This is a genomic window from Sulfuricurvum sp. RIFCSPLOWO2_12_FULL_43_24 (genome assembly GCF_001829605.1).
GTDB lineage: Bacteria > Campylobacterota > Campylobacteria > Campylobacterales > Sulfurimonadaceae > Sulfuricurvum.
Map to the genome: position 1 here is coordinate 1 of NZ_MIBT01000046.1, position 22,253 is coordinate 22,253.

Genomic DNA, 22,253 nt, shown 5'->3' on the forward strand with positions numbered 1-22,253 from the left:
TCAAGAGCATATGCGCTTGTTCCTAATGCCATTACAGCGACTAGACTAAGTTTTCCTAATTTCATTCATTCTCCTTCAAGAAACCGTTCGAGATAAGATTTACTTATTCCGAATCATGCACTCATCATAACAATTATTTCTTAAGGATTTCTTGATTTATATAGTATTTAGTAATAATTGAGACAAATTTGTCAGAGTGTGAGACAAAAATGTGATAAAAATAGAAAACTAGCTGAAAAACTTTATATAAGGAGTATTATAAATTAGAAAAAGAAATGATTAGATAATGAAAAAAAATAAAAGAAGCGTGCTATTCCCGTATGTACGGGAATAAAGAGGAATTACCAGTTACGGATTCGGATATGACATGAGGTACATTGTTTGAGTAACTGAGTGTAATCATCCAATGCGTTATCCATCCGACCTGCTTCGATCGATACAATCATATCATCCGAATACATTCGGAGCATTTGAGCGGTTTTTTGGGCAAATTTATAGGCATAAACTTGATCTTTCGGCAAAATCGTTTTTACCTCTTCACTCTCCAGTGATTTAAGTGTCCCTTGAAGTTTTTTAACCCCTGCTTTCATCTCATCGGTTGAGCTGTACAAACCACCGCGTTGAATTTGCTCCATCGCATCCATCATCGTACGCATATCCTGCATAAGTTCTAATCGAGGATCTTTCTTTTCTGCCGCATTCAACGATCCGGCCAATAATGTTCCTACCACTAAGGCTGCTAAAGCTTTTTTCATGAATTCCCCTTTTAGTATTGGATAATTTCTTTAGAATATTCGGTGAGCTTAACGGTTTTTGCCGAAATAGAAACCAGCTTTTTCGCTTCAGCGGGGCCGCCGTAGAACTCTTTTAACTCTGGACGGAAACTTTTGAAATAATCTTGAAATTTATCCGATCCCAAAATACCGACTGCCCAAAGGGTATCATCTGCTGCATGTTCTAGCACAACCGAATTAAGAGGCTGGGTCGCTGCTCCACCGAGTACTTTTGCACCGGCCCCGGCATCAAATGCTGATAGATGAGATGAACAAACGATAATGCCGCTTTTTTCATACGCCATCGTTTTTTTCGCCGTTGGAACATAGGCGATAAAACTGTCATTTGGTGTCGGGTGAGTCATTTGATGCGTACAAATCGCTACATAAGCGACAACACTGCGCTCTTTTCCGACACCGCTTTTCCATACGTATTTTTCACCACCCTCCGAAGTTAATTCAACATCTTTAGTAGTTGGCTTCGGCAAGTTGATCAACATACATGGAGTTGAGGCATGAGGGTAATTAAAAATATAAGTAACCTCTTTTTCCAAAGCCGATGCTTTGATCGGTTTTCCGGCAGCATCCACCAATTGCGTTTTTTCATAAGCTTTGTATAATGTACCGTCCGCCGCATATAGATTGCCGCGAATTAACGAAGGACTAGCCGCGATGACTGTTGCACCGGCAACAACTTTTAAAAAATTTCTTCTATCCATGATATTTTCCGTGTGAATTATTTTGAGTAGTTAGTGTAGCAGAATTTTCTTTTACTCTCCGAGTGGAGAGTAAGATAACTTGTATTAGTTAAACAAGTCGCGCATAGCACCTTTGTACCAATCGTGAGTCGCTTTACCAAGACCGGTTGTACGGAATTTACCAGTTGCTTCATCTTTAGGAACCGATCCTTTTGAACCGATAACCGGACCAGCAACCATAAATTCATGATTAACCATGATCGCTTCTTCAGGATTTCCGTTAACCATTGAGTAACATACGTTTGCACTTTTGTATGGAAGCGCTGATGCAACACTGTATGATTTACCGTGAAGAACGTGAGCGATCTCTTTAGCACACTCTTTACCTGACCAGATAGCCGATTGACCACTTGGTGGGATCGCATGTCCAACAACGTCACCAACTGCATATACAGCTTTATCGGTTGCGGTTTGGAATGAAACCGGTTTTTCTGGGCTTGTAGCCATTTTAACTTTTTTGAATCCGTCCGGAGTTGTTGCAACGCCAGCCATTTCGATAACCGGGTTAGACATATTGTGCGGGATAAAGTTAAAGATGCCGTATTTGATTGTTTTGGTTGTTTTTACACCTGTTGTATCTTCTTTGTTTGCAAAAACTGTTTGAACGTAAGTGATCTCTTTTTTATCGAAATCAACATCAGAGATTTTACAATTGTCTTCGTGAACGACAACATCCGGATACAACTCTTTCCAAGTCTCTTTAAATGCCGCACCTTTAGCTACTTCAGCCGTTTCATTCAAAATGATAACTTTACCTTTTAGCCCTTCAGTTTTCATGAAGTTTGCGATCATACTTGCACGCTCAAACGGTGCCGGAGGACAACGATATTTTCCAGCCGGTACAGTAATAATAACATCACCGTCTTCCATATTTTTAACCATACGGTCAAGAGCAACGTGTTCGCCGCCCGGTACAAGTGCCGCTGGAGCTACACGACGTGCTTTTGCGATTTTTGCGTCTGACCACGTTGGGAACTGCCCTTTGTAGTTATAGTCGATACCAGGAGCGAGAACAAGAATATCGTAACCTACGCCGCCCTTAGAGGTATGAACCACTTTGTTTACACGGTCAATTCCGGTAACAACTGCTGTCAACATTCCATAGCCGTTTTTCTCAACTGCTTGAGAGTAGTCATGCGTTAATGTACTAAGACTAACACCTTTGATACCGCCAAGATTACAGTTAGAGAATGGGCAAGACATAAAGCTGTCATTTTTCTCGATAATTGCAACATCGAATTTAGGATCGATTTTTTTCAACTCTTTAGCAACGGTTAATCCGCCGAAACCACCACCAATGATAACTACTTGATGTTTACCAAGCATTTTACCTGCTGCACTTTGTGCACCCGGAGCTGCACCTGTAGCGGTTGTACAACCAGTTACGGCAGCTGCTGCTGCGCTAAGACCGGCGAATTTAAGCAAGTCACGTCTTGAAATGTTCATAATGAGTTCTCCTTCATTCTATGCAAAATCGATTGCGAATTTTGATTTATCGCTGGGGACATCATAATCGTGTTATTCTTAAATATTTATAAGAAATAGTAAAATGTATCAAAAAAAGCCGAATAAGATATTATTATATGATTTTGTGTGATATAAATGTGATACATTGAGAGAATTAGTATTATATGGTATCATGTCACCATGTTTAAAAGGGAGATTTTGGATGAAAATTGAAGAGTGTCATTCCCTTGTGGAAGTTCGTAATCATATTGACCGCTTAGACGATCAAATCGTCGAGCTTATCGCTGCTCGCAACGGCTATGTTAAGCAAGCTGCAAACTTTAAACACTCCATCGAAGAGATAAAAGCGAATGAAAGAATGGAAGCGGTAATGGATCGCGTTCGCTATAAAGCAATGGAGTTCGGTGTGTCACCGAATCTTCTTACAAAGCTTTACGGTATCATGATTGACGCGATGGTGGAAGCAGAGATTTCAGAGTTCAGGAATGCAAAATCGTTGTAAAAGCTCGTTCGTGGTGAGAGCGTCGAACTATGAATGCCTCAACACCCTTCGACGAGCTCAGGGCGAACGGTAAAAACTAAAATCGTGTCACTTCGCCACGGCAGATTGCCATAATCACTTTTCCTTTTAACACCTCTTTTTTATACAGACTGTGATGATGAGCTACAACTGTTGTCGAGTCAGGATCAAAGAGAATACAATCACATTTGCATCCAACCTCGATTTCCCCGGCTTTCACTCCGATATGTTCTCCCGGAGTTCGCGATGCTACCTTCACAAATTTGGATATATCAATAATTTTTGTCGAAATCAAATAGGTGTAGACTAACGGCAAATATTCAGTAATGGAAGTTGTACCGACATTAGCATCGTAAAATGTGATATCTTTATGGATATCAGAGTTAGGTTGATGCAGTGAAGTGAGCGAATGGATATCACCTCGTACCAGTGCATCAAGTAGAGCCAGTCGTTTGGTTTCATTCACCAACGGAGGATTGATTTTGGCATCGGTATCAAAACCTGTACAGGCCGAATCATTTTTAAACAGATGATGGATAGCAACTTCACACTCTACGGCGATTCCGCTTTTACGCGCCTCAGCGATCAACTCTATCGATCGGGGTTCCGTAATACTTTTGAATACAATTTTAATCCCGAAATAACGGGAAATTTCGATCATCGCGGCAACATGAACTACCTCTGAGAGTGGAGATATCCCCGGTAATCCAAGCTGCGAAGCAACAGCACCATCACTCATAACACCGCTCTCGACAAGACTTTTTTCTTCTGCTTTGTAAAAAAGTGATTTATTGGCCATTTTTAGATATTGGGCAATGCGGGTTATGAGGTTGTAATCGTTGATCGTCGAAGTGTGCACCGATACGCACCCTTTTTTCAGCATGATCGCAATGTTGCTCAAAGCTCCTGTTTCATTCAAAGCACTTACTGCCGATTCAATCGTTGCACCATGAGGTAAAAAACGATGCTGTTGAACAAATTCCAGCGTAATCTCATTGTCGATACGAGGAGTCGAATCGCTTGCCAAAACTGCCGTAGTAACACCACCGCTGAGGGCTCGATATGAGAGCTTTTCCAGATTGGTTCGACTGAGCTGAGAGTCTTTTAACCGTACATCGGTATCGATGAGACCGGGGATCAGATAACACCCCTCCGCACGAATGATTTCATCACCGCTAAGATTTTCGCCAATGCGCGTAATAATCCCCTCTTCAATCTGAATGTCAGCATGACGTTCTCCGTTAATATCACAGATAATTGCGCCCGATATGATCATAGATTGCTCCCATTAGGTATAATTACGCAATTTTAGTCAAAGAAATGTTATAAAAAGGGTACGTGTGGTTAAAATCATCCTTTTTTTGATACCTATGTTCCTTTATGGCGGTACTGATCTCTATAAAACAGGTAAAAATCTCTATTTTTCAAAAGGATGCAGCGGATGCCACGGCATATCGGCGAGCGGAACCAACTTATATCCCGCCCTCGCCCATCGACGCCAACCGTTTTTAGCCTCAAAGCTCAAAAACTATCGAGCCAAACAAGGAACGACACAACAATCTCAAATGATGATCCCTTTTGCTATGGGGTTAAGCGATAAAGAGATCGATGCTCTTACTACTTTTCTCAGTGAATATCATGAAGGAAGGAGTAATTATAAAAGCGATACATCCACACGGGGAGACGGAGGATCATGAAACTACTCGTCAGCGCGTTAGAGCACTCTGCCAATATTCATCTCTCGTTTTTGGTTAAAGAACTCGGAAGTGATGTAGAGCTATCGGGGATTTTTGATAATACGCTCGGAGAGAGCATCGTCGATTTGCGTTCCACTTCGGTGATGGGATTTGTGGATGCGATAAAAAAACTCCCGTTCTTCTTTCGTTTGAAAGATCAGATGGTGGAACTCGCACAAGATGCCGATAAAGTACTGCTGATCGACTCTTCGGGATTCAATCTCCCAGTAGCCAAAGCAATCCGAAAACGTTATCCTAATAAAGAGATAATCTACTATATTCTCCCCCAAGCATGGGCATGGAAGAAAAAACGGATTCCGGTTTTAGAGAAAACCATTACCCGACTTTGCTCTATATTACCGTTTGAACCTTCGTATTACTCTCCCAATGCCCCCATCGAATACGTCGGGCATCCGCTCCTTGATGAGATCAACATTCGAAAAATGTCTCTCGAACCTACCGGGAAAATGACCTTTATGCCCGGAAGCCGTCCCGGAGAGATCAAACGGCTAATGCCGATTTTTCGTGAACTTCGTTCTATGATACAAACACGTGCACTCATTGTCATCCCGCCCCATTTCACTGCGGATCAAATCGCAGAACTTTATGGCGATATTTCGAGTTTTGAAATTACCCATGAAGCCCATCAAAGTTTGGCGGATTCTGATTTCGCCTTTATCTGTAGTGGAACCGCCACACTTGAAGCCTCTTTGATTGGTACCCCTTTTATCCTTACCTATATCGCTAAATCACTCGATTACGCTATCGCTTCACGTCTGGTCAAACTTGATTATGTAGGATTAGGGAATATCTTGTTTTCCCACAAATACGGACGAAAATTGCACCCTGAATTCATCCAAAACGAAGTCAATGCTCAAAATCTGTATAATGCTTATCAGCAAATGGATAAAACCGCTTTTTACCATGATGCCAGCGCCCTCCGTGAGCTCTTAGGCCATGGAAGTGCCGCACGTGTCAGTCAAATTATCAAGGATTATAATGCTTAGAATATTTTCATGGATGAAAACCAAAACGCGAAACTTTACGGATGAAAAAATCATCCCTTACGTCTTTACTCTGGGTGATGGGCCAATGCTCTTTCGCGATCTGCTTAAAACCAATAAAATGTATCAAGAGGGATTGAAACTGGAGGGAAAAATTCCGGGATTTCGCCTTAGCATCGGGAGAAGCTATCTCGTTTTTATCGGACTTTGGCATCTGTTTATTTTACCGGTTTCGGTCGCATTCCATCCCTTTTTGGCCAAAATCGACTGCCATCTATTAATCATAATGGCCGTCTTGTTTACGGGGATGTTTTTTGCAACCTATGCTATTTATAAAGAATATCTAATCGATACGGTCGCTTTGAAAATTATTAAAAATGGATGGGAAAATCATTTTCCCCATTTTGATTATGATTTACATGCCAAAGAGGTCGCGAAGATTTACTCAGAAGCATTGGAGAAAGAGATACCGCATAAAAATATGCAGCTCTATATTTTGGATAAATTGGTAGAAAATAAATAATCGATCGCTATAGACTAAAAGGCATAAATCAAATCAAACGATGCCTTGTTGTCCGGTTGTTCAGCTTCTAAACTTTGAATCACACTCACTGACGTTTTAATTTTTTTGTTAATTTTATGTTTGTGCGCCAATTTGATTTTTTTATTGGGACCAAGAGTCGGATCTGCACCCTGCACTAACATATAAGAAGCGTTAATCGCCGTATTCGTACCCTCAGCATAGCTTATCCCCGTAGTATAGCTGTACGGATTTCGATATATTGTACTCTCCGACGCGGGAGTATCCAACAAAGAGTAACTCCCCTCCGCAAAAACATGATAAGCATCGTTTAGCGGATAGAGGGCTTTCAGCAAACTCGTATATTTCATCGGATCACTCTGATCATTGGCTGTTTTAACAGGGATAGTAACGTTTTCCGAAGCACTCAGCGTTAGCGAATCCCATAGTTTATTTCGATATTGCACCGATAGATTTGTTTTGCCTACTGAGGGAGTATTGTCGAATCTCCCTTTTACATAGGAGCCTTGTAGCTTTGCAGAAAAGAGATCGCGTGAATATTGGGCCCCCATCGATACCGTTTCGATGGTATTATTTTTCTTCAAATCGTAGTTCATCGTACTCACACCTCCCAATACCTGCGAAGAGAGCGCATTTTGAGAGTACTGAAGCGTTTTTTTTTCGCATCCACCCTGATGGTATGCCCATATCGGAAGCGACGTATTGCAAGGGGAAACGAAAATATTATTCTCCATCCCCGGCAATGCAGTCGCAAATACAATTCCTATGAGACTACTCCATCGCACCTATAAACACCTATCCATTAAAAAATGAGGAAATTATAGCGCAATAGAAAAATTTACTTTTTATATTTTCCCAAAATCCCTAAAAATGTCGGAATATTTGCACCGCCGTCATGACGACCGATTTTTTTCCCTTTTGCATCCAAAAAATGGAATGTCGGAGTTCCGATATACCCTAATCCCTCAGGGATGAAATCTTTGTGAATATCAAGATGAACGGGGACAAAGTTTTTATTGATCTCATTTTCCACCGCTTTTTCTTCAAAAACGATATCGTTCATATATTCGCACGCCGGGCACTCTTCTCTCGAGAGCATCACCATGACCTTTTTCTTCTCTTTTACCGCCTGAGCTAACGCCGCATCATACGATGATGCCCATTTGATCTCTGCCAATGCCAAACTGGCCATTACCGATAAAACTAAAAATATTTTTCCCATTAGATTTCTCCCAAATGTTTTAAAAATTCATCGCTTGTTTTAAATCCGATGATATCGGCGCTTTTTATCCGCTCACCGTTCTCATCAAAAAATAAGATCGCCGGTGGCCCGAAAATACCGTATTTAGAACTGATCGCACGTGCTGCCTCATCGTTTGCCGTCAAATCGACTTGAACCAGAACATAGTTATCCATCGCACTCTTCACTGCTTCATTACTAAAAGTTTTCTCTTCCAGTTCTTTGCATGCACTGCACCAATCGGCATAAAAATCGACCATCACTTTTTTCCCTTTATTTTCTGCCAAAATGGCATCCAATTCTTCGATAGAGGTGATTTTTTCAAACGTTTTATGCTGATTCTGTGCTACAGATACTGTTGCTTCTTTGTTCGGTAAAAACGGATCAAGCGGATGAAGTGGATTTTTGGCTCCCGCCATCCCTCCAATCAATAAACTGATCCCATACAATAAAACCATAAATCCGAGGGCTTTAACGTTTGCACGGGAACTCCATGAGGGATGTTCCCCTAACGGTTCCAAAGCGTTCATATTGATCGCCACAAAAATCGCCAAACCGCCCCATAACAACAATGTTGTGTTTTCATCCAACACACGCCCTATCATCCAAATCGCAATACCGAGCAACATAACACCGAATACCGCTTTGATGATGTCCATCCACATCCCCGGCTTCGGCATAAATTTACCCGACGTAGTCCCTACAATCAACAATGGAATACCCATACCGATAGAGAGGGAGAAGAGTGCGACACCTCCAAGCAATGCATCACCCGTTTGTCCGATGTAAATCAGTGCCCCTGCCAGCGGTGCCGCGACACACGGTCCAACGATCAACGCCGACAAAAAGCCCATGATCGCTATCCCGATCACTCCGCTTCGCTGAGAACCCATTTTACTCAAACGCGATTGGATGAAGTTTGGAATTTGCAATTCATACACATCGAACATCGACAGTGCCAAAAGGACAAAAATAAGGGCAAAGAGGGTAATGACCCATGGCGTTTGAAACGCCGCTTGAAGATTTGCTCCGAAAAGGCCGGCCAAAACACCCGCAATCGTATACGCTACCGCCATAGACAATACATAGACAAGTGAAAGGAAAAACGCCCTTTTTGCCCCCATCCCTTTGCCCTGAGCCAAGATAACGGACGAGATAATCGGGATCATCGGAAATACGCACGGAGTCAACGCGAGCAATAATCCAAATCCAAAAAAGCTCAAAATGATAAACCAAAGACTTCCCCCCTGAATCACCTGCGCAATCTGATCGGTTTCTGAGGTTTTCACCGCCGCTTTAGGAGGGGTTGCTTCCAAACTCGCTCTCTCAACCGCAGGAGCTTTTAAAATGGAACTGCCGGACGTACTTCTCTTACTCAATTTATCGGCATCAACGGTAATATCAAGGAGAGTTTCCATCGGTTCATAACACAATCCGGCAGCTGAACATCCTTGATACGAGAGTTTCACTTTGAGCGTTTGTTCCCCTGTAATATCAGAACTTTTTGAGAGCCCAATTCGAACCGCCGGTGAAGATTCATAAACGCTCTCCCCCTCGTGTTTAACAGCATCGGCCATTGTGATCGAAGCAAAATCAATCCCGTCTTTGGGATCGACATCTTCGATTTTCAGTTTATCCGCATAAATATAGATTTGATCGCCCAACTCGATTTCAATACCGATTGTAGAAGGATCAATCATGCTGATTTTGGGTTTGAATGCTTCATCCGGCTGCAAAAATCCAACAGCCCAAATATTTAATGAAATAAGTAAAAAGAATAGTAAACGCATAAATGAACCCCAGAAAAAATTTATCTCTATTTTATCGCAATTAACTGTTACGAAACTCACAGAGCAACATTGTTAATATTTTTCAGCTTCATTATAGCCTCAAATGCTACACTACACGCAATAATCCTATGGAGAATGATATGTCAAACCGCCTTGCACTTGAAGATTCCCCTTATCTCCAGCAGCACAAAGAGAATCCCCTGGAATGGTATCCATGGTGTGATGAAGCATTTAATCGGGCCAGAGAAGAGCACAAAGCGATCTTTATCTCTATCGGATACAGCAGCTGCCATTGGTGCCATGTGATGGAGCATGAAGTGTTTGAAAACACTGAGATTGCGGCTTTTGTCAATCAACACTTCATCTGTATCAAAGTGGATCGTGAAGAGCGCCCCGACATCGACAAGTATTACCAAGAACTTCATCTCCTCCTCAACCGCCGAGCCGGAGGATGGCCTCTCTCTATTTTCTGCACCCCTGAAAACAAACCTTTTTACGCCGCCACCTATATCCCCCCCACTAATAAAGAGCGGATGATGGGATTTAGTGAACTTACCGCTATTATCGCCGAAAAAATAGCCCAAAATGATGAAAAACTGTTTCAAAATGCCGATGAGATCAGCGGATTTCTCCGCCCGAACAACGACCCTGTCCAAGCAACAAACTTGAACGATAAAATCATTACCCAATTTGCCCTCCAAGCCGAACACAACTATGATCAGATAAACGGCGGATTCTCTAAATCTCCTAAATTCCCCCATGTCTCGTCACTCCAAACGCTCCTCACGATGGAGAGGCTCCAAAACAACAACAAAATAAAATCGATGATTACCAACACTCTCGATTCAATGGCATTGGGCGGGATGTACGATTTGATCGACGGCGGTTTTTGCCGTTACAGTACGGATGAGGCGTGGCGGGTTCCCCATTTCGAAAAAATGACCTACGACAACGCCTTGCTCTGTGCTCTGTATGCTGAAGCGGGAAGGGTGTATAAAGAGGAAAAATATCTCAAAATTGCTCGTGAAAGCGCTGATTTCATGATCAATTTCATGATGGAAGAGGATCTTTTTTACAGTGCCAGCGATGCCGATTCTGAAGGAGAAGAGGGAAAATATTTCATATACAGCTTTGATGAAATTATTACTGCACTCGAAAGTGCCTCTGTTTCTCAGCCCCATGAAGCGGCAAAGATAATCGGTGCAACACCTGAGGGAAATTTTGAGGGGAATACTATCATTCGTTTATCGTCTCACGATCGCCCTGAGTGGTTTGATGAATTTCGTTTGCAATTGCAAACATTCAGACAGCACCGAATCTACCCTTTTATCGACCGGAAAGTGATCACGGCATGGAATTCCATGATGATTAAATCCCTTTTTATTTTAGGTAAAACCGATCCACACTACACTGAACAAGCAATCAAGAGTTTAGAGAAACTCAAATCAACCATGTTCTTAAAAGATCAGCTCAAACACTCGACCCTTATCCATAAAACACCGAAAATCGATGCGTTTTTAGAGGATTATGCCTATTTGTGCAGCGCATTGATCGAAGGATATCAGTCAACGCTAAATGAGAGCTATCTTATCGATGCACAGCGATTTGCCAACAAAGCTCTGGAACTCTTTTACGAAGGGGGAAAATGGTATTTTAGCCGTGGAGCCTTTACAACGGTGGCGGAGCTTGATGATGGTACCTACCCTAGCGCCTTAGGAATTATGGTCAATGTCATGTTTACTCTTGGTATATTGGTCGATCCGAAATACCGCCATTTTGGGTTTAAAAGCCTCGAATACGTCTCAATCAAGCTGATGAAAACACCGATCTACTATCCGACACTTACCGGTGAAGTGATCCGTCATCTCAATGAGCAGCGCCTTATCAAAAACAAATCGGTAAACCTATCTCAAATCACCCAACCTCTGAACTACCCGTTTGTTCTCCTCAAAAATGATGAATCTCTCGATGAATTTACCATTTGCGGTGAAAGTTCCTGTTTCGTCGCAACCAAAAATATTAAGAATATTGACGATTTAATCAACTCAACGTTATAATCAAAAAAAGGAGGGAGAATGAATGGGCGCTAAACACTCTATGGCAACAACAGAGATTGCCGAAGCTACACAAATCGAAGATATCGTTCATGAAGATAGACGTAAAGATCAGGTGATACCTTCAGATGAAAAACGCAAAAGCGGTTCCAAAGAAGAGCGGCTTCCGGTGTGGATCAAGCAATCTGTTCTAGAGTACGAAAAAGATCTCAAAAGTCTCCAAATTGAACTGCTGAAACTTCAAAATCATGTCAAAGATAAAGGGATTAAAATCCTCATGATTTTTGAAGGACGTGATGCGGCAGGAAAAGGGGGAACCATCAAACGGATTACCGAACACCTGAATCCTCGCGGTGCCCGTGTCGTAGCCCTTGACAAACCTTCCGATGTCGAAAAAACGCAATGGTATTTTCAGCGCTATTCTCAGCACCTTCCCAGCGCGGGAGAGATTGTCTTGTTCGATCGAAGCTGGTATAACCGAGGAGGTGTTGAACCCGTAATGGGATTTTGTACCCCCGAAGAGCATCAAGAGTTTTTGAATCATGTCAGTGAATTTGAGCGGATGCTTGTAAACTCCGGCATAATCTTGTTTAAATTCTATTTTTCCGTTTCTAAAACTGAACAAGCCAGACGATTTAAAGAGCGCAAAACCGATCCTCTCAAACAGTTCAAACTCTCCCCGGTTGATGCTGCGTCTCAAGAATTATGGGACAAATACACGACTGTCAAACACTCCATGCTCAAAGCATCCCATACCGGTTCCACTCCATGGATTATCATCCGATCCGATAACAAGAAAAAAGCCCGTATCAATTGTATCAGACACATTTTATCCAGCGTTCAATACCCTTCCAAAAATCCGCCGAATTTAAAAACGTCGAAAAAAATTCTGATTTGGGGAGATGAAGAGATTAAACTCATGGAGACGATGATGTTAGGGAAAGATGATAAAGGGCTGCAGAAAAAAGGGTAACCCTTGAGGGTTAGAGAAATTTGAGAATTTCAGCTTCGATATTCTCTTTTTCGATGACCGTAGATTGTGTAATCGGTTTATCGAATAACCCTTTGATCATTGGAGGAATAGGAGTTTTAGCGGTTTTACTGATCGATTCGAGTGCATCAATGTCATTTGCATCTTTTTCTCCGGTAAGAGCGTTCGCAATGGTCGGAGAAAATTTTGTCCACTCCGCAGTAGAGTAGACAATCGTTTTTAGCGGCTGCGTTGCGCAACAGTCATATGCTTTAAAGCAGGTGGCCGTATGAGGATCCATCAAATAACCGGTATCGAAGGCCTCTTTGATATACCCTTTTCCTTCTGCTCCGTTACAATAATCGGCCGCAAAGAAGTTTTGGAGTTTCATCGTTTCATCATCATTCAATGCATAAAAACGTTCCGCTTCCAATCCTGCCATCAACTCTTTAGTCCGTCCATATCCGAAAAGATCAAACAAAATACGTTCAACATTGCTGGAGATCAAAATATCCATCGCCGGAGAGGTCGTAGCCACAACATGCTCACCACGCAAATCATAGCGCCCCGTATTGATCAGGCGGGTAAGGACATTGTTCTCATTGGATGCGATAATAATCTTCTCAACCGGAAGTCCCATTTTATAGGCGTAATATCCCCCAAGAGCATTCCCGAAATTTCCGCTTGGGACATCAAGATACACTTTTTCACCCATCGCAATAACATTTTGGCGAATCAGCTCAAGATAACTGTGAATGTGATAGATAATCTGAAAAATAATTCGTCCGAAGTTAACTGAGTTCGCCGCTGAAAGAGAGATATTTTTAGCTTTCAATGCCTCTTTAAAGGTTGTGGAACCGAGAAGTCGTTTGAGTGCACTTTGGGCATCGTCAAAATCGCCGTGAATGCCGATCACTTTTAGATTTTTCGCATCTTCGGTCACCATTTGGAGGCGCTGAACATCCGATGTTCCCCCATCAGGATAGAGACATGCGACACGAACATTGGCTCTGTTTTTAAATGTCTCTAATGCTGCAGGACCGGTATCGCCGCTCGTTGCTGCCAAAATCAGATACTCTTCGCCGCGCTTTTGGGCGATTGAGCTGAGAACGACACCGAACGGTTGAAGCGCCATATCTTTAAATGCGCGGGTTGGGCCGTGATAAAGTTCACTGACATAAAGATCATCACGCACTTTTACAACAGGAACAGGATTGGAAGGATCATCAAATTTATCATAAAGCGACAGCGCTTCATCGATCACGGATGGCTCAATATCGATTGCCAGCGTTGTGAGTAAATCTTTGGCCAGTTCTTTGTACGATGAGTTTAAATGTTTTGAGAGAAACGCTTCACCAAGGTTAGGAAGTTCACTGGGAACATACAATCCGCCGAATGATGCGATAGGACTTAAAATCGCCTCTGAAAAGGTAACCTGCTGTGGATGAACTCCGTCATTTCCGCGTGTTTCAATAAATTTCATTGCTTCACTTTATAAAATTTTCGTGATTATAACAAAGAGGGTATCTCTTAATGCTTAGATAGAATCATCAAAAGAGAAAATACAAATCTTTCAATCAATCTCAGTATGATATAATTACCCAACAATGCACTACAAAATGAGGAAAAAATGACCGCTGATTTAGAATCAAAACTCCAACAGCTTCAATCTCGTTTCAGTCATGATGGATTTGTCATTATCGGTGTCAGCGGCAGTTATGCGCGAGGTGAAGAGAGTGCCAAAAGCGATTTGGATTTGCTCTATGAAATTCCGAATCCTGCGGAATTTGCTGAACGGAATGGCGGTTTTGGCTCTTTTAGTAAAATCTTAGAGATCAAACGTGAAATCGAAAAAGAGATTGCTCTCCCCGTTGATTTAATCTCACTTTCATCTCTCAACGAAATCGGTCAAAAATATATTTTGAGAGATTTAAAACGTGTCAGCTGATTCGATCCGCGCCAAAGCGGAATTTATCCTCAAAATGCTCACCAATATCCAAACGATTATTGTTCGCCATAACGGAATCGTCGCCGCTTTAACCGATGAAATCGAAGCTCGACCCGCTATTTTGATGGCATGGTTACAAATCGGAGAAACCCTCAACAAAATAGATTCCGATGTTTTAGCGCAGTTTGATTTGGAAACGGATGCAAAAGGGAGTTATGACGTCCGTAACTTTATCGCGCATGATTATATGGGTGTTGATCTCGGACTGGTCGAGATGATTACCCGAAACCATCTTCCTGTTCTAAACGAGAAAATTAGCCGTATGTTGAGTGAGTTTTCTAACAATGGATGATCATAAATACCTAAGACTTCCTAACGCTGATAGTGCAATAATGCAGCATCCAAATGGAACAGATAATGCGATAGAAATTGGATTAGTAAAAGATCATAGATTCGTTTTTTATTTTTGGTTTAAATGGTGGAAAAAAACAGCGAGACAGCTTGAAAATACTTTATCTAAAGCACCTACTCTTATTACAATCGATTGGCATAAAGATTTATGTGCCCCATATAAAATCGAACAACAAGATTTGATAAATTTGAATTTAGATAGCTACAAAGAAGTTGCTCTATTCTCTTGGGACAAATTAAATCCTCTTAATGATGGACATATTTTATCCGCAGCATATTTAAATCTGATTGGCGATATTTATGTTTTATGTAAACAAGATTACTTTGAAGAAGAAAATTTTATTGACCATTGGGGAAATGAACACAAAATTTTATGCTTTGAATCAAAAGAAGATTTATTGAATGAAATCTCAAACAATAATGTAAATGAAGTTTATTTTGACATTGATCTTGATTATTTTACAGAAAGTGACGATCCCTGTGGCGGTGGTGAAGATTTAACACTAGTGGAAGATAAAGACATACTATCATTAATCGATATTTATTCAGAATTTATGCAATGGATATTTAAAAGAATGGAAGGGATGACTATTGCAACAGAACCAGAATTTTGTGGTGGATTAAGAAACTCAAATCATATATATGACCTTATAGATAATACATTGTTTGATTTTCAACTATTTAGTAAAAATGCTAAATGGAAACATTTGAGTTAAAATGGGTATGGACTACAGAGTAATTTGTGTCCCTACTCCCTCAGAAGTGAAGAGTTCGAGCAAAATCGCGTGCTCTATCCGCCCGTCAATGATATGGGCTTTTTGAACCCCTGCATCGACTGCTTCCAAACACGAATCGACTTTTGGAACCATCCCGCCGATAATCGTACCGTCTGCTTTGAGCGCTTCAACCTCTGCTTCGGTCAGGGTCGAGAAAAGTTCTTTTTCTTTGTTCAATACCCCCGGAGTATCGGTCATAAAAATCACTTTACAGGCACCGATTGCTGCGGCTACGGCTGACGCGGCGAGATCGGCATTGATGTTATACCCCGGATGACCAACGATAGCATCCGCTCCGATTGGAGCGATAACCGGAATAAACCCTTCGCGTAAAAGATTATGGATCACTTCCGCATTCACACTTTCCACCCGTCCGGTAAGACCGAATTTCGCTTCGTCTTTGGGTTTAGCTTTCAGGAAATGGGCATCTTTACCGCTGATACCGATCGCTTTTGCACCGTAGGAATTGAGAAGTGAAGTAATCTCTTTATTGATTTCACCGCTGAGCACCATCTCAACAATCCGCATAACCTCAGGGGTACTGACACGCTCACCGTCGATAAACTCGGTCGGGATTTTTAGATCGCCGAGAAGCTGAGAGATACGGCTTCCGCCGCCGTGTACGATGACGACTTTCACCCCGACGAGATGAAGAAGAACAATATCTTGAGCAAATTTGGCTTTTAATTCATCCGAGCTTTGTGCTGACCCGCCGTATTTAATGACAACAATCTCATCACGAAACTCTTTAATGAACGGCATCGCGTCCATCAGGGTTTTGACGGTATCAATCTTTTTTTGCATCAGCGTATTCCTTGACAATTTTTATCAGTGTTTCATCCAGTTCCAACGAAAGTTCTAAAACGGACAAATTAAGATTCATAGACGACATTTTAACCAAGTCTTTTGAAGTTACCAATAAGCTCGTAGCCCCTGTCCGCTCCACTATCGCTTCGAGTTCCCACGGTGTAAAAAAATGGTGATCTTCAAAATAGACTTTTTCGATTGTCTCAGGCAAATACGGCTCTAGTCGCTCAGGACGGGCAATCGCCGTCACCAGTACCATTTTTGCCGTAGGGTTCCGGACACTCACGGAGCGTTGAAAGGATTTTCCCTCATAGAGCATAATAACCTGTTTATCATGCCACAATTTCTCTCGATACGCCCCTGATGGGAGACAAAAACGATTCGGCGTCTCAACGTCAATCACAAGATCAAGTTTATCGATTCGGTGTTTTCCATACCCGTCATCGAGTAGTACGACCTCACACCCCATCGACACCGCTTCGGCAATTCCACGCTCTCGAATCTCACTCACAATCACTGTCGCATTAGGAAGAGTCTTTGCATAAAGCATCGCTTCATCACCGCTTTTGATCACATCACAGAGAATCGTCGATTTATCTTTAACAACCACCATCCCATGGCTTTTACGGCCGTATCCGCGTAATACTATCGCCGGTTTTTCAAACTGCTTTGCTAATTCTATGACAACAGGGGTTTTTCCACTCCCCCCGACGGTCAGATTTCCGACACTTATAACCGGAATTCCCATAAACTTTGGGCGGCTTTGACGATACCGTACATACGCAATAAGACAATACAACCAACTCAAAGGCAAAAGTAAAAAAGAGAGGATTTTTTGGATCAGCGAAGGGGTATAAAGATACCCTTCACCCCACTGAACGAACCAATGTTTCAAACGCGTGTTGCGGCTACGTCCAAAATTGCGTCACAAATTTCTTCTACCTGATCGTCGCTAAGTGCCGCGTAGTTCGGGATAGAGAGAACTTGCTGATAGTTACGTAGTGCAAGCGGAAAATCGTTAACACGCAATGAATATTTTGACTTATAATAGCTCAACAAATGGAGCGGAATATAATGCAGTCCGCATTCAATCCCGCGAGCGGCTAATTCTCGCGCAAATGAGTCACGGTTTTTATCAACTTTTATAATATAAAGAGCATACGCATGCTCATCATTGGCAACAGGAAGTTTGATATGAGGTGCATCGGATAAACGTTCGTTGAAAATTTCAGCAATTTCACGCTGACGCGCTATATTTTCATCTTGTTTCTCTAACTGCACGAGAATCGTCGCTGCATCCAGAGGACTCATCATGTATTGACTCCCGATATCGGTCACATCATAAATATAGCCCAATCCCTCATCTTCGATAACCATTGCATGATTGCGGAGTGATTTGGCACGTTCCATGATCTCTTCATCATCACACACCATCATTCCTCCGTTGCAAACATTACGGCGTAAATGGGGACTGAAATCAAAACAGGTGATATCGGCACCGGTAGAACCGATTTTTTGCCCGTTATACGTCGCACCCAATGCATCCGAAGCGTCCTCAACGATTTTGACATCATACAATTTTGCAATGGCATACAAACGATCCAGTTCAACGCTTTGTCCTGCTACGTGAGAGACAATCACCGCTTTAAGTTTTTTGGATTTATTTTCACTCAAATACGCTTCGAGTTTATCCAAATCGATGGTAAAGGTATCAGGATTGATATCGATAAAAATCGGTTCTGCATCAAAATGGCGCACCACTTCAGGAACAGAAGGATATGCATTGATCGAACAAAGGACTTTGTCTCCTCGTTTAAGGTCAATCGCCAACATCGCCAAATGAAGTGCTGACGTCCCGTGTGACGTGGCCAGTGCATAGGTGGCACCCACATACGATTCAAATGCCGCTTCTAAATCTTCAATGATATTAGGAGCCTCGCCATCGAGAACTTCATCGATCTTTTCACGTTCATCTCCGCCAACTTCGACGCGGTAAAAGGGGATACTCATTTTTCTTCCTTTATAAGGTTATATCTCTGGGATAATTAAAATCATGATTGACCGTCCGTGAGGTCAACTTCGCTATTACAGGCATTTTACGTTTAAACTGATTCTTATATATTCTTGTCACTATCATATCGACCAACTCAGGATTTTCTCCAGTCGCAATCATCTCTTCAGAGGTGTGCCTCTCTTCTACGTAACGTTTTAAGACACGATCCAGCTCGCTGTAGGGATATCCAATTTCCGTTTCATCGCTCTGACCTGCCCACAAATCCGCAGACGGGGGCTTATCGATAATTGAGCTTGGAATCCCTAAATAACGGGCCAATTCAAATACTTCGGTTTTATACAAATCCCCGATAGGATTAAGCGCACTGGCTAAATCCCCATACAGAGTCCCGTATCCGAGCATCAGTTCGCTTTTGTTGCTGGTTCCCAGTACCAAAGCTCCCTCTCGCGCCGAAATATCAAAAAGCGTTACCATCCGTAACCGAGCCGAAAGATTACCTACCCGAAGCGGTGACATTTCGGGACTTTCATACGCACGCAGCATTGGCTCAATACTATGAGTTTCAGCACGCAGGGAAAACGCGGCACACAATTCCTCCGCATCATCCAAAGAATTTTGAGATGAATAGTGTGAGGGCATTTTGACGCAAAGCAAATCATCCCCGAACGTACGATACGCCAGCACCGCTACGACGGCAGAATCAATCCCTCCGCTCAAACCGACAATCACTTTTTTCAGCCCTGTTTTACGAACTTCTTGACTCAAAAATTCGCTCAAATACCGGCTGATCAGCTCGTATTTACCCACCGCTTAACCTTATTTTTGTATTAACAATTTGCATTATAACTAATTTTGGTAACGAAGTATCAACACGAAGTAAATGAAATTTTGGAGAGTTCATCCTTGGTAAATCCAGCATTACGCCGTGCTTCGCAATTAATATCGATTTTACGGGGAAAACTGTGAGGATAGTGTTTTTCGATAATCTCAAAATAACTTGAGCTCTCTTTCCCTTCCACTCTACAAGCATATTCAAACCACACATCCCCTTTACGGACATGATCGACCTCTTCGGCTAAAATCACGTTCAATGCCGCCATGATCTTTTGAATCATCGGATCACTCCGATGGGAATACAGCTTTTTTAAGATCAAGGGCGTAGCATCCAATCCGTTTGCCTCAAGATACCTCGGAACTACCGCCATCCGCTCATGCAGTCCCAGAGTCCGCTGTGACGCTTCAAAAAGCGCATCGTGCACCGGATATTCCCCATAAAAACTCCCCAACTCTCGAAGCAGCCCTTCTATCATCTCAAAATGGCGAACCTCATCGTCGGCTACAACCAACCAATCATCCTCAAACTCCTCACCCAAATCGCGAAAACGGTACACCGCATCCAATGCCAGATCAATCGCACTGTATTCGATATGGGCAATCGCATGGAGGAGCAAAATTTGACCATGAGGAGTACCCAGTTTGGTCCGTTTTGGAACCTCTTTGGGATCAATCACCGTACAAAAATCACGATACGACGGTGTGGTAAAAACGGTGGGAGGGGTACTCTCATCACGAGAAATATCGCCGTTACGATAAAGGGTATAAAAGGTTTTGAATGCAGCGATTTTTTCGCTTGGGATAGAGGCCGTTAAAATAGTTTCAAGAGTGTTGTAAAGTTCCATGTTGAAATTATAGCCTTTCCCTGTATTCGATGTGGTTAATTGTGTCACCAGTGGTGTCAGTTTCCATTTTTATGCTATAATTTTATCCAAAGGTTCCCAGCTACTGACAAGACTCCAAGGGAGGCTTCTTCGGATAGGTAGCATGGGTCATTTAATAATGCACTTCCACTCTGTCTCTTGTCATAACCTCTTCTTCCAATAAATACTGTTTAATCATTTCGTAATAACTCGGATCATTATGCTCATATTTTCGATTGATCGCCCATCCAATATAGTCAATAATTTGTAAATTTGAACTTGACGCACTGCAATGATGATGAATCGAATATCGTAGCATCTTGCCGTTCGCCCTCAAATATTGCTTGATACCTTTTTTAAGCGCTTTAATCAAAGCATTTTTATTCGCTTGAAGTGGCAACCTGTCCGTGATGATAATAAAATTTCTGTCAATTTTAATTTTATCCAGTAGCTGTGTAGTTGCAAGAGTGAGATTATCGACATAAAAAACGGAATTCTCTTTTCTTTTATCGGGATTGACTTTTGGTTTTTCGAGGATATAGGAATATACTTGAACTGCTTCTTTGGTAAAAGTGCTGATAGTTTCAAACATTCTTTGTCGAATGTATTTATTGTCTTCACACGCATGAAACGCTTCTATATTTAAAACTTTATCCAGTGACGGATCAAGATTTCGCTCCAGTAGCTCATAACGATAATTGGCAATATATTCATGTAATTGAAACGGTCTTGTTTTGACCAAAAAGTTAAACATATAATGATTGCTACCCTTGGGTGAAAAATCCATATCACCTGCTTCATCGACAAAAATATAGACGGTGTCGCTGATGTTGGAGGGCTTTATTTTTTCATTAATGGCAAATCGGATTGATGAAATTTCATAATAATCGTGTTTCATTCCATTTACAATCTCTAAAATTAAACTTTTCTCATCTTCATTGATTTTGTTTAATACGAAAAAATAAATTGGATTGACATAAAAAACTATTTCGCCAATACCACCATTCCAGTTATCTATTTTAAAATCTTCGATATAAGCGTTTTCAAATTTTAAAGCCAAATCAAAACGCTTTTGACCTTTTAACAGTTCTTGGAGAAGTTGGATGGTATTATCTGACATTTAATTTTCCTTGGTATTCAATAACATTGGAACAATACCGTTCCTATCTTTTTTGTTCTCTTCAATATGCACAGCAAATGAAAGATATATCATAGCTTCACGTACCAATCTTGCCAAATGTAAGGTTTTGTTTTCTAAATCATCTCGTGTAATTTGTTTGCTCTGTTCTCTATTGTCTTCTATCTGATATTCGCTGACATCAATAAATTTGATGTTGATGAACTTATGCTCTAAATGATTTCTGATGTCATTAATCTCTACTGCCTCTGGCTCAACTACACTGATAAATGACTTATTGTCTTTTGGAAAAAAAATGTCTTTACTGATAAAGTATAATCCTCGCAAAGCCAAATTATTTAATCCATCCAACTTGCTATTTAGCTCTTCCACATTATTTTTATTTTTCCATATTTTACGAAAATCAATACTGTCTTTATTGCGTTTTAGTTCAAAATATTCATTCAAGAAATAGGCTATCTTATCAAAAATAGAATAGAATCCACGAAATGCCAATTTGATTTTTTCAGTATTTTGGAATGACCCCCAAAAACTAGACACTTTTTAATTCGTTAATTTCGTCGATAATAATCGGCATGGAATACGATTAGGAGAGATAAATGGCAAGAT

At 41.5% G+C, this 22,253-nt stretch carries 24 protein-coding genes; 9 read left to right on the forward strand and 15 right to left on the reverse strand.

What is annotated here, in order from left to right:
• Positions 1-341: 341 nt before the first annotated feature.
• The 3 genes from A3G19_RS04580 to A3G19_RS04590 form a co-directional block, all read right to left on the reverse strand.
• Positions 342-755, reverse strand: coding sequence for a hypothetical protein (locus A3G19_RS04580; RefSeq protein WP_015653298.1), 414 nt, complete (start codon positions 753-755; stop codon positions 342-344).
• Positions 756-766: 11 nt separating this feature from the next.
• Positions 767-1,492 (reverse strand): Rieske 2Fe-2S domain-containing protein, encoded by a 726-nt coding sequence (locus A3G19_RS04585; RefSeq protein ID WP_015653297.1) that lies wholly within the window; start codon positions 1,490-1,492, stop codon positions 767-769.
• 84 nt (positions 1,493-1,576) lie between these two features.
• Positions 1,577-2,977 carry an FAD/NAD(P)-binding oxidoreductase gene (locus tag A3G19_RS04590; RefSeq protein ID WP_015653296.1) on the reverse strand — a complete coding sequence of 467 codons (1,401 nt, stop codon included), beginning with the start codon at positions 2,975-2,977 and terminating at the stop codon, positions 1,577-1,579.
• A 223-nt stretch (positions 2,978-3,200) separates the two neighbouring features.
• Between A3G19_RS04590 and A3G19_RS04595 the strand changes: the two genes are divergently transcribed.
• Positions 3,201-3,500, forward strand: a complete 300-nt coding sequence (locus tag A3G19_RS04595) for a chorismate mutase (protein WP_015653295.1) — start codon at positions 3,201-3,203, stop codon at positions 3,498-3,500.
• Between the two features lie 76 nt (positions 3,501-3,576).
• Here the strand turns inward: A3G19_RS04595 and A3G19_RS04600 are convergent, their stop codons facing one another.
• Positions 3,577-4,794 (reverse strand): amidohydrolase family protein, encoded by a 1,218-nt coding sequence (locus A3G19_RS04600; protein WP_015653294.1) that lies wholly within the window; start codon positions 4,792-4,794, stop codon positions 3,577-3,579.
• A gap of 64 nt (positions 4,795-4,858) precedes the next feature.
• Here A3G19_RS04600 and A3G19_RS04605 point away from each other — a divergent pair, with 64 nt between their 5' ends.
• Genes A3G19_RS04605 through A3G19_RS04615 form a run of 3 tightly spaced genes read left to right on the forward strand, consistent with a single transcriptional unit; the run spans position 4,859 to position 6,781 of the window.
• The gene (locus A3G19_RS04605; protein ID WP_294870806.1) at positions 4,859-5,215 is read left to right on the forward strand and encodes a c-type cytochrome; all 357 of its coding nucleotides are present in this window, start codon (positions 4,859-4,861) and stop codon (positions 5,213-5,215) included.
• The gene (lpxB, locus tag A3G19_RS04610) at positions 5,212-6,261 is read left to right on the forward strand and encodes a lipid-A-disaccharide synthase (protein WP_015653292.1); all 1,050 of its coding nucleotides are present in this window, start codon (positions 5,212-5,214) and stop codon (positions 6,259-6,261) included. The genes A3G19_RS04605 and lpxB overlap by 4 nt, the downstream gene beginning before the upstream one ends.
• Positions 6,254-6,781, forward strand: a complete 528-nt coding sequence (locus tag A3G19_RS04615; protein WP_015653291.1) for a hypothetical protein — start codon at positions 6,254-6,256, stop codon at positions 6,779-6,781. The genes lpxB and A3G19_RS04615 overlap by 8 nt, the downstream gene beginning before the upstream one ends.
• Before the next feature lie 14 nt (positions 6,782-6,795).
• On the opposite strand, the gene A3G19_RS04620 is transcribed toward A3G19_RS04615, so the two are convergent.
• From A3G19_RS04620 to dsbD, 3 genes are read right to left on the reverse strand one after another with little or no spacing between them, the layout of a single operon-like run.
• A complete protein-coding gene (locus A3G19_RS04620) occupies positions 6,796-7,584 on the reverse strand; it encodes a hypothetical protein (protein ID WP_294870808.1) in 789 nt (262 codons plus the stop codon).
• A gap of 53 nt (positions 7,585-7,637) precedes the next feature.
• Entirely contained in the window at positions 7,638-8,021 is a 384-nt protein-coding gene (locus A3G19_RS04625; RefSeq protein WP_015653289.1) for a thioredoxin family protein, read from the reverse strand.
• Positions 8,021-9,829, reverse strand: a complete 1,809-nt coding sequence (dsbD, locus tag A3G19_RS04630; RefSeq protein ID WP_294870810.1) for a protein-disulfide reductase DsbD — start codon at positions 9,827-9,829, stop codon at positions 8,021-8,023. Before dsbD ends, A3G19_RS04625 begins: the two co-directional genes overlap by 1 nt.
• Positions 9,830-9,969: 140 nt before the next feature.
• Between dsbD and A3G19_RS04635 the strand changes: the two genes are divergently transcribed.
• Complete coding sequence (locus A3G19_RS04635; RefSeq protein ID WP_294870812.1) at positions 9,970-11,886, forward strand: thioredoxin domain-containing protein; 1,917 nt, start codon at positions 9,970-9,972, stop codon at positions 11,884-11,886.
• A 22-nt stretch (positions 11,887-11,908) separates the two neighbouring features.
• A complete protein-coding gene (gene ppk2 / locus A3G19_RS04640; protein ID WP_015653286.1) occupies positions 11,909-12,856 on the forward strand; it encodes a polyphosphate kinase 2 in 948 nt (315 codons plus the stop codon).
• 10 nt (positions 12,857-12,866) lie between these two features.
• Here the strand turns inward: ppk2 and thrC are convergent, their stop codons facing one another.
• Positions 12,867-14,336 (reverse strand): threonine synthase, encoded by a 1,470-nt coding sequence (thrC, locus tag A3G19_RS04645; RefSeq protein ID WP_294870814.1) that lies wholly within the window; start codon positions 14,334-14,336, stop codon positions 12,867-12,869.
• Positions 14,337-14,483: 147 nt separating this feature from the next.
• On the opposite strand from thrC, the gene A3G19_RS04650 reads away from it, so the two are divergent.
• The 3 genes from A3G19_RS04650 to A3G19_RS04660 are packed head-to-tail and all read left to right on the forward strand — an operon-like array spanning position 14,484 to position 15,928.
• Positions 14,484-14,801 (forward strand): nucleotidyltransferase domain-containing protein, encoded by a 318-nt coding sequence (locus A3G19_RS04650; RefSeq protein WP_294870816.1) that lies wholly within the window; start codon positions 14,484-14,486, stop codon positions 14,799-14,801.
• On the forward strand, positions 14,791-15,153 hold the full coding sequence (locus tag A3G19_RS04655) for a HepT-like ribonuclease domain-containing protein (protein WP_294870817.1): 363 nt from the start codon (positions 14,791-14,793) through the stop codon (positions 15,151-15,153). Before A3G19_RS04650 ends, A3G19_RS04655 begins: the two co-directional genes overlap by 11 nt.
• Positions 15,154-15,193: 40 nt before the next feature.
• Entirely contained in the window at positions 15,194-15,928 is a 735-nt protein-coding gene (locus A3G19_RS04660; RefSeq protein ID WP_294870819.1) for a hypothetical protein, read from the forward strand.
• 12 nt (positions 15,929-15,940) lie between these two features.
• Here A3G19_RS04660 and argB read toward each other — a convergent pair whose 3' ends face one another.
• The 7 genes from argB to A3G19_RS04695 all read right to left on the reverse strand — a co-directional run bounded on the left by argB (position 15,941) and on the right by A3G19_RS04695 (position 22,184).
• On the reverse strand, positions 15,941-16,792 hold the full coding sequence (argB, locus tag A3G19_RS04665) for an acetylglutamate kinase (protein ID WP_015653284.1): 852 nt from the start codon (positions 16,790-16,792) through the stop codon (positions 15,941-15,943).
• Complete coding sequence (locus tag A3G19_RS04670) at positions 16,776-17,690, reverse strand: tetraacyldisaccharide 4'-kinase (protein ID WP_015653283.1); 915 nt, start codon at positions 17,688-17,690, stop codon at positions 16,776-16,778. Before A3G19_RS04670 ends, argB begins: the two co-directional genes overlap by 17 nt.
• Positions 17,687-18,805: a DegT/DnrJ/EryC1/StrS aminotransferase family protein gene (locus tag A3G19_RS04675; RefSeq protein WP_015653282.1), complete on the reverse strand. Its 1,119-nt coding sequence runs from the start codon at positions 18,803-18,805 to the stop codon at positions 17,687-17,689. The genes A3G19_RS04670 and A3G19_RS04675 overlap by 4 nt, the downstream gene beginning before the upstream one ends.
• Before the next feature lie 10 nt (positions 18,806-18,815).
• A complete protein-coding gene (locus A3G19_RS04680; RefSeq protein ID WP_294870821.1) occupies positions 18,816-19,616 on the reverse strand; it encodes an NAD+ synthase in 801 nt (266 codons plus the stop codon).
• 59 nt (positions 19,617-19,675) lie between these two features.
• On the reverse strand, positions 19,676-20,488 hold the full coding sequence (locus A3G19_RS04685; protein WP_294870822.1) for a ferritin-like domain-containing protein: 813 nt from the start codon (positions 20,486-20,488) through the stop codon (positions 19,676-19,678).
• Between the two features lie 151 nt (positions 20,489-20,639).
• Positions 20,640-21,626 (reverse strand): DUF3800 domain-containing protein, encoded by a 987-nt coding sequence (locus A3G19_RS04690; protein ID WP_294870824.1) that lies wholly within the window; start codon positions 21,624-21,626, stop codon positions 20,640-20,642.
• Positions 21,627-22,184: an LA2681 family HEPN domain-containing protein gene (locus A3G19_RS04695; RefSeq protein ID WP_294870826.1), complete on the reverse strand. Its 558-nt coding sequence runs from the start codon at positions 22,182-22,184 to the stop codon at positions 21,627-21,629.
• Positions 22,185-22,253: the final 69 nt, after the last annotated feature.

Coding starts and splice junctions, on each gene's coding strand:
- A3G19_RS04580 (WP_015653298.1), bottom strand. CDS start 755: ATGAAAAAAGCTTTAGCAGCCTTAGTGGTAGGAACATTATTGGCCGGA.
- A3G19_RS04585 (WP_015653297.1), bottom strand. CDS start 1,492: ATGGATAGAAGAAATTTTTTAAAAGTTGTTGCCGGTGCAACAGTCATC.
- A3G19_RS04590 (WP_015653296.1), bottom strand. CDS start 2,977: ATGAACATTTCAAGACGTGACTTGCTTAAATTCGCCGGTCTTAGCGCA.
- A3G19_RS04595 (WP_015653295.1), top strand. CDS start 3,201: ATGAAAATTGAAGAGTGTCATTCCCTTGTGGAAGTTCGTAATCATATT.
- A3G19_RS04600 (WP_015653294.1), bottom strand. CDS start 4,794: ATGATCATATCGGGCGCAATTATCTGTGATATTAACGGAGAACGTCAT.
- lpxB (WP_015653292.1), top strand. CDS start 5,212: ATGAAACTACTCGTCAGCGCGTTAGAGCACTCTGCCAATATTCATCTC.
- A3G19_RS04615 (WP_015653291.1), top strand. CDS start 6,254: ATGCTTAGAATATTTTCATGGATGAAAACCAAAACGCGAAACTTTACG.
- A3G19_RS04625 (WP_015653289.1), bottom strand. CDS start 8,021: ATGGGAAAAATATTTTTAGTTTTATCGGTAATGGCCAGTTTGGCATTG.
- dsbD (WP_294870810.1), bottom strand. CDS start 9,829: ATGCGTTTACTATTCTTTTTACTTATTTCATTAAATATTTGGGCTGTT.
- A3G19_RS04635 (WP_294870812.1), top strand. CDS start 9,970: ATGTCAAACCGCCTTGCACTTGAAGATTCCCCTTATCTCCAGCAGCAC.
- ppk2 (WP_015653286.1), top strand. CDS start 11,909: ATGGGCGCTAAACACTCTATGGCAACAACAGAGATTGCCGAAGCTACA.
- thrC (WP_294870814.1), bottom strand. CDS start 14,336: ATGAAATTTATTGAAACACGCGGAAATGACGGAGTTCATCCACAGCAG.
- A3G19_RS04650 (WP_294870816.1), top strand. CDS start 14,484: ATGACCGCTGATTTAGAATCAAAACTCCAACAGCTTCAATCTCGTTTC.
- A3G19_RS04660 (WP_294870819.1), top strand. CDS start 15,194: ATGCAGCATCCAAATGGAACAGATAATGCGATAGAAATTGGATTAGTA.
- argB (WP_015653284.1), bottom strand. CDS start 16,792: ATGCAAAAAAAGATTGATACCGTCAAAACCCTGATGGACGCGATGCCG.
- A3G19_RS04675 (WP_015653282.1), bottom strand. CDS start 18,805: ATGAGTATCCCCTTTTACCGCGTCGAAGTTGGCGGAGATGAACGTGAA.
- A3G19_RS04685 (WP_294870822.1), bottom strand. CDS start 20,488: ATGGAACTTTACAACACTCTTGAAACTATTTTAACGGCCTCTATCCCA.
- A3G19_RS04690 (WP_294870824.1), bottom strand. CDS start 21,626: ATGTCAGATAATACCATCCAACTTCTCCAAGAACTGTTAAAAGGTCAA.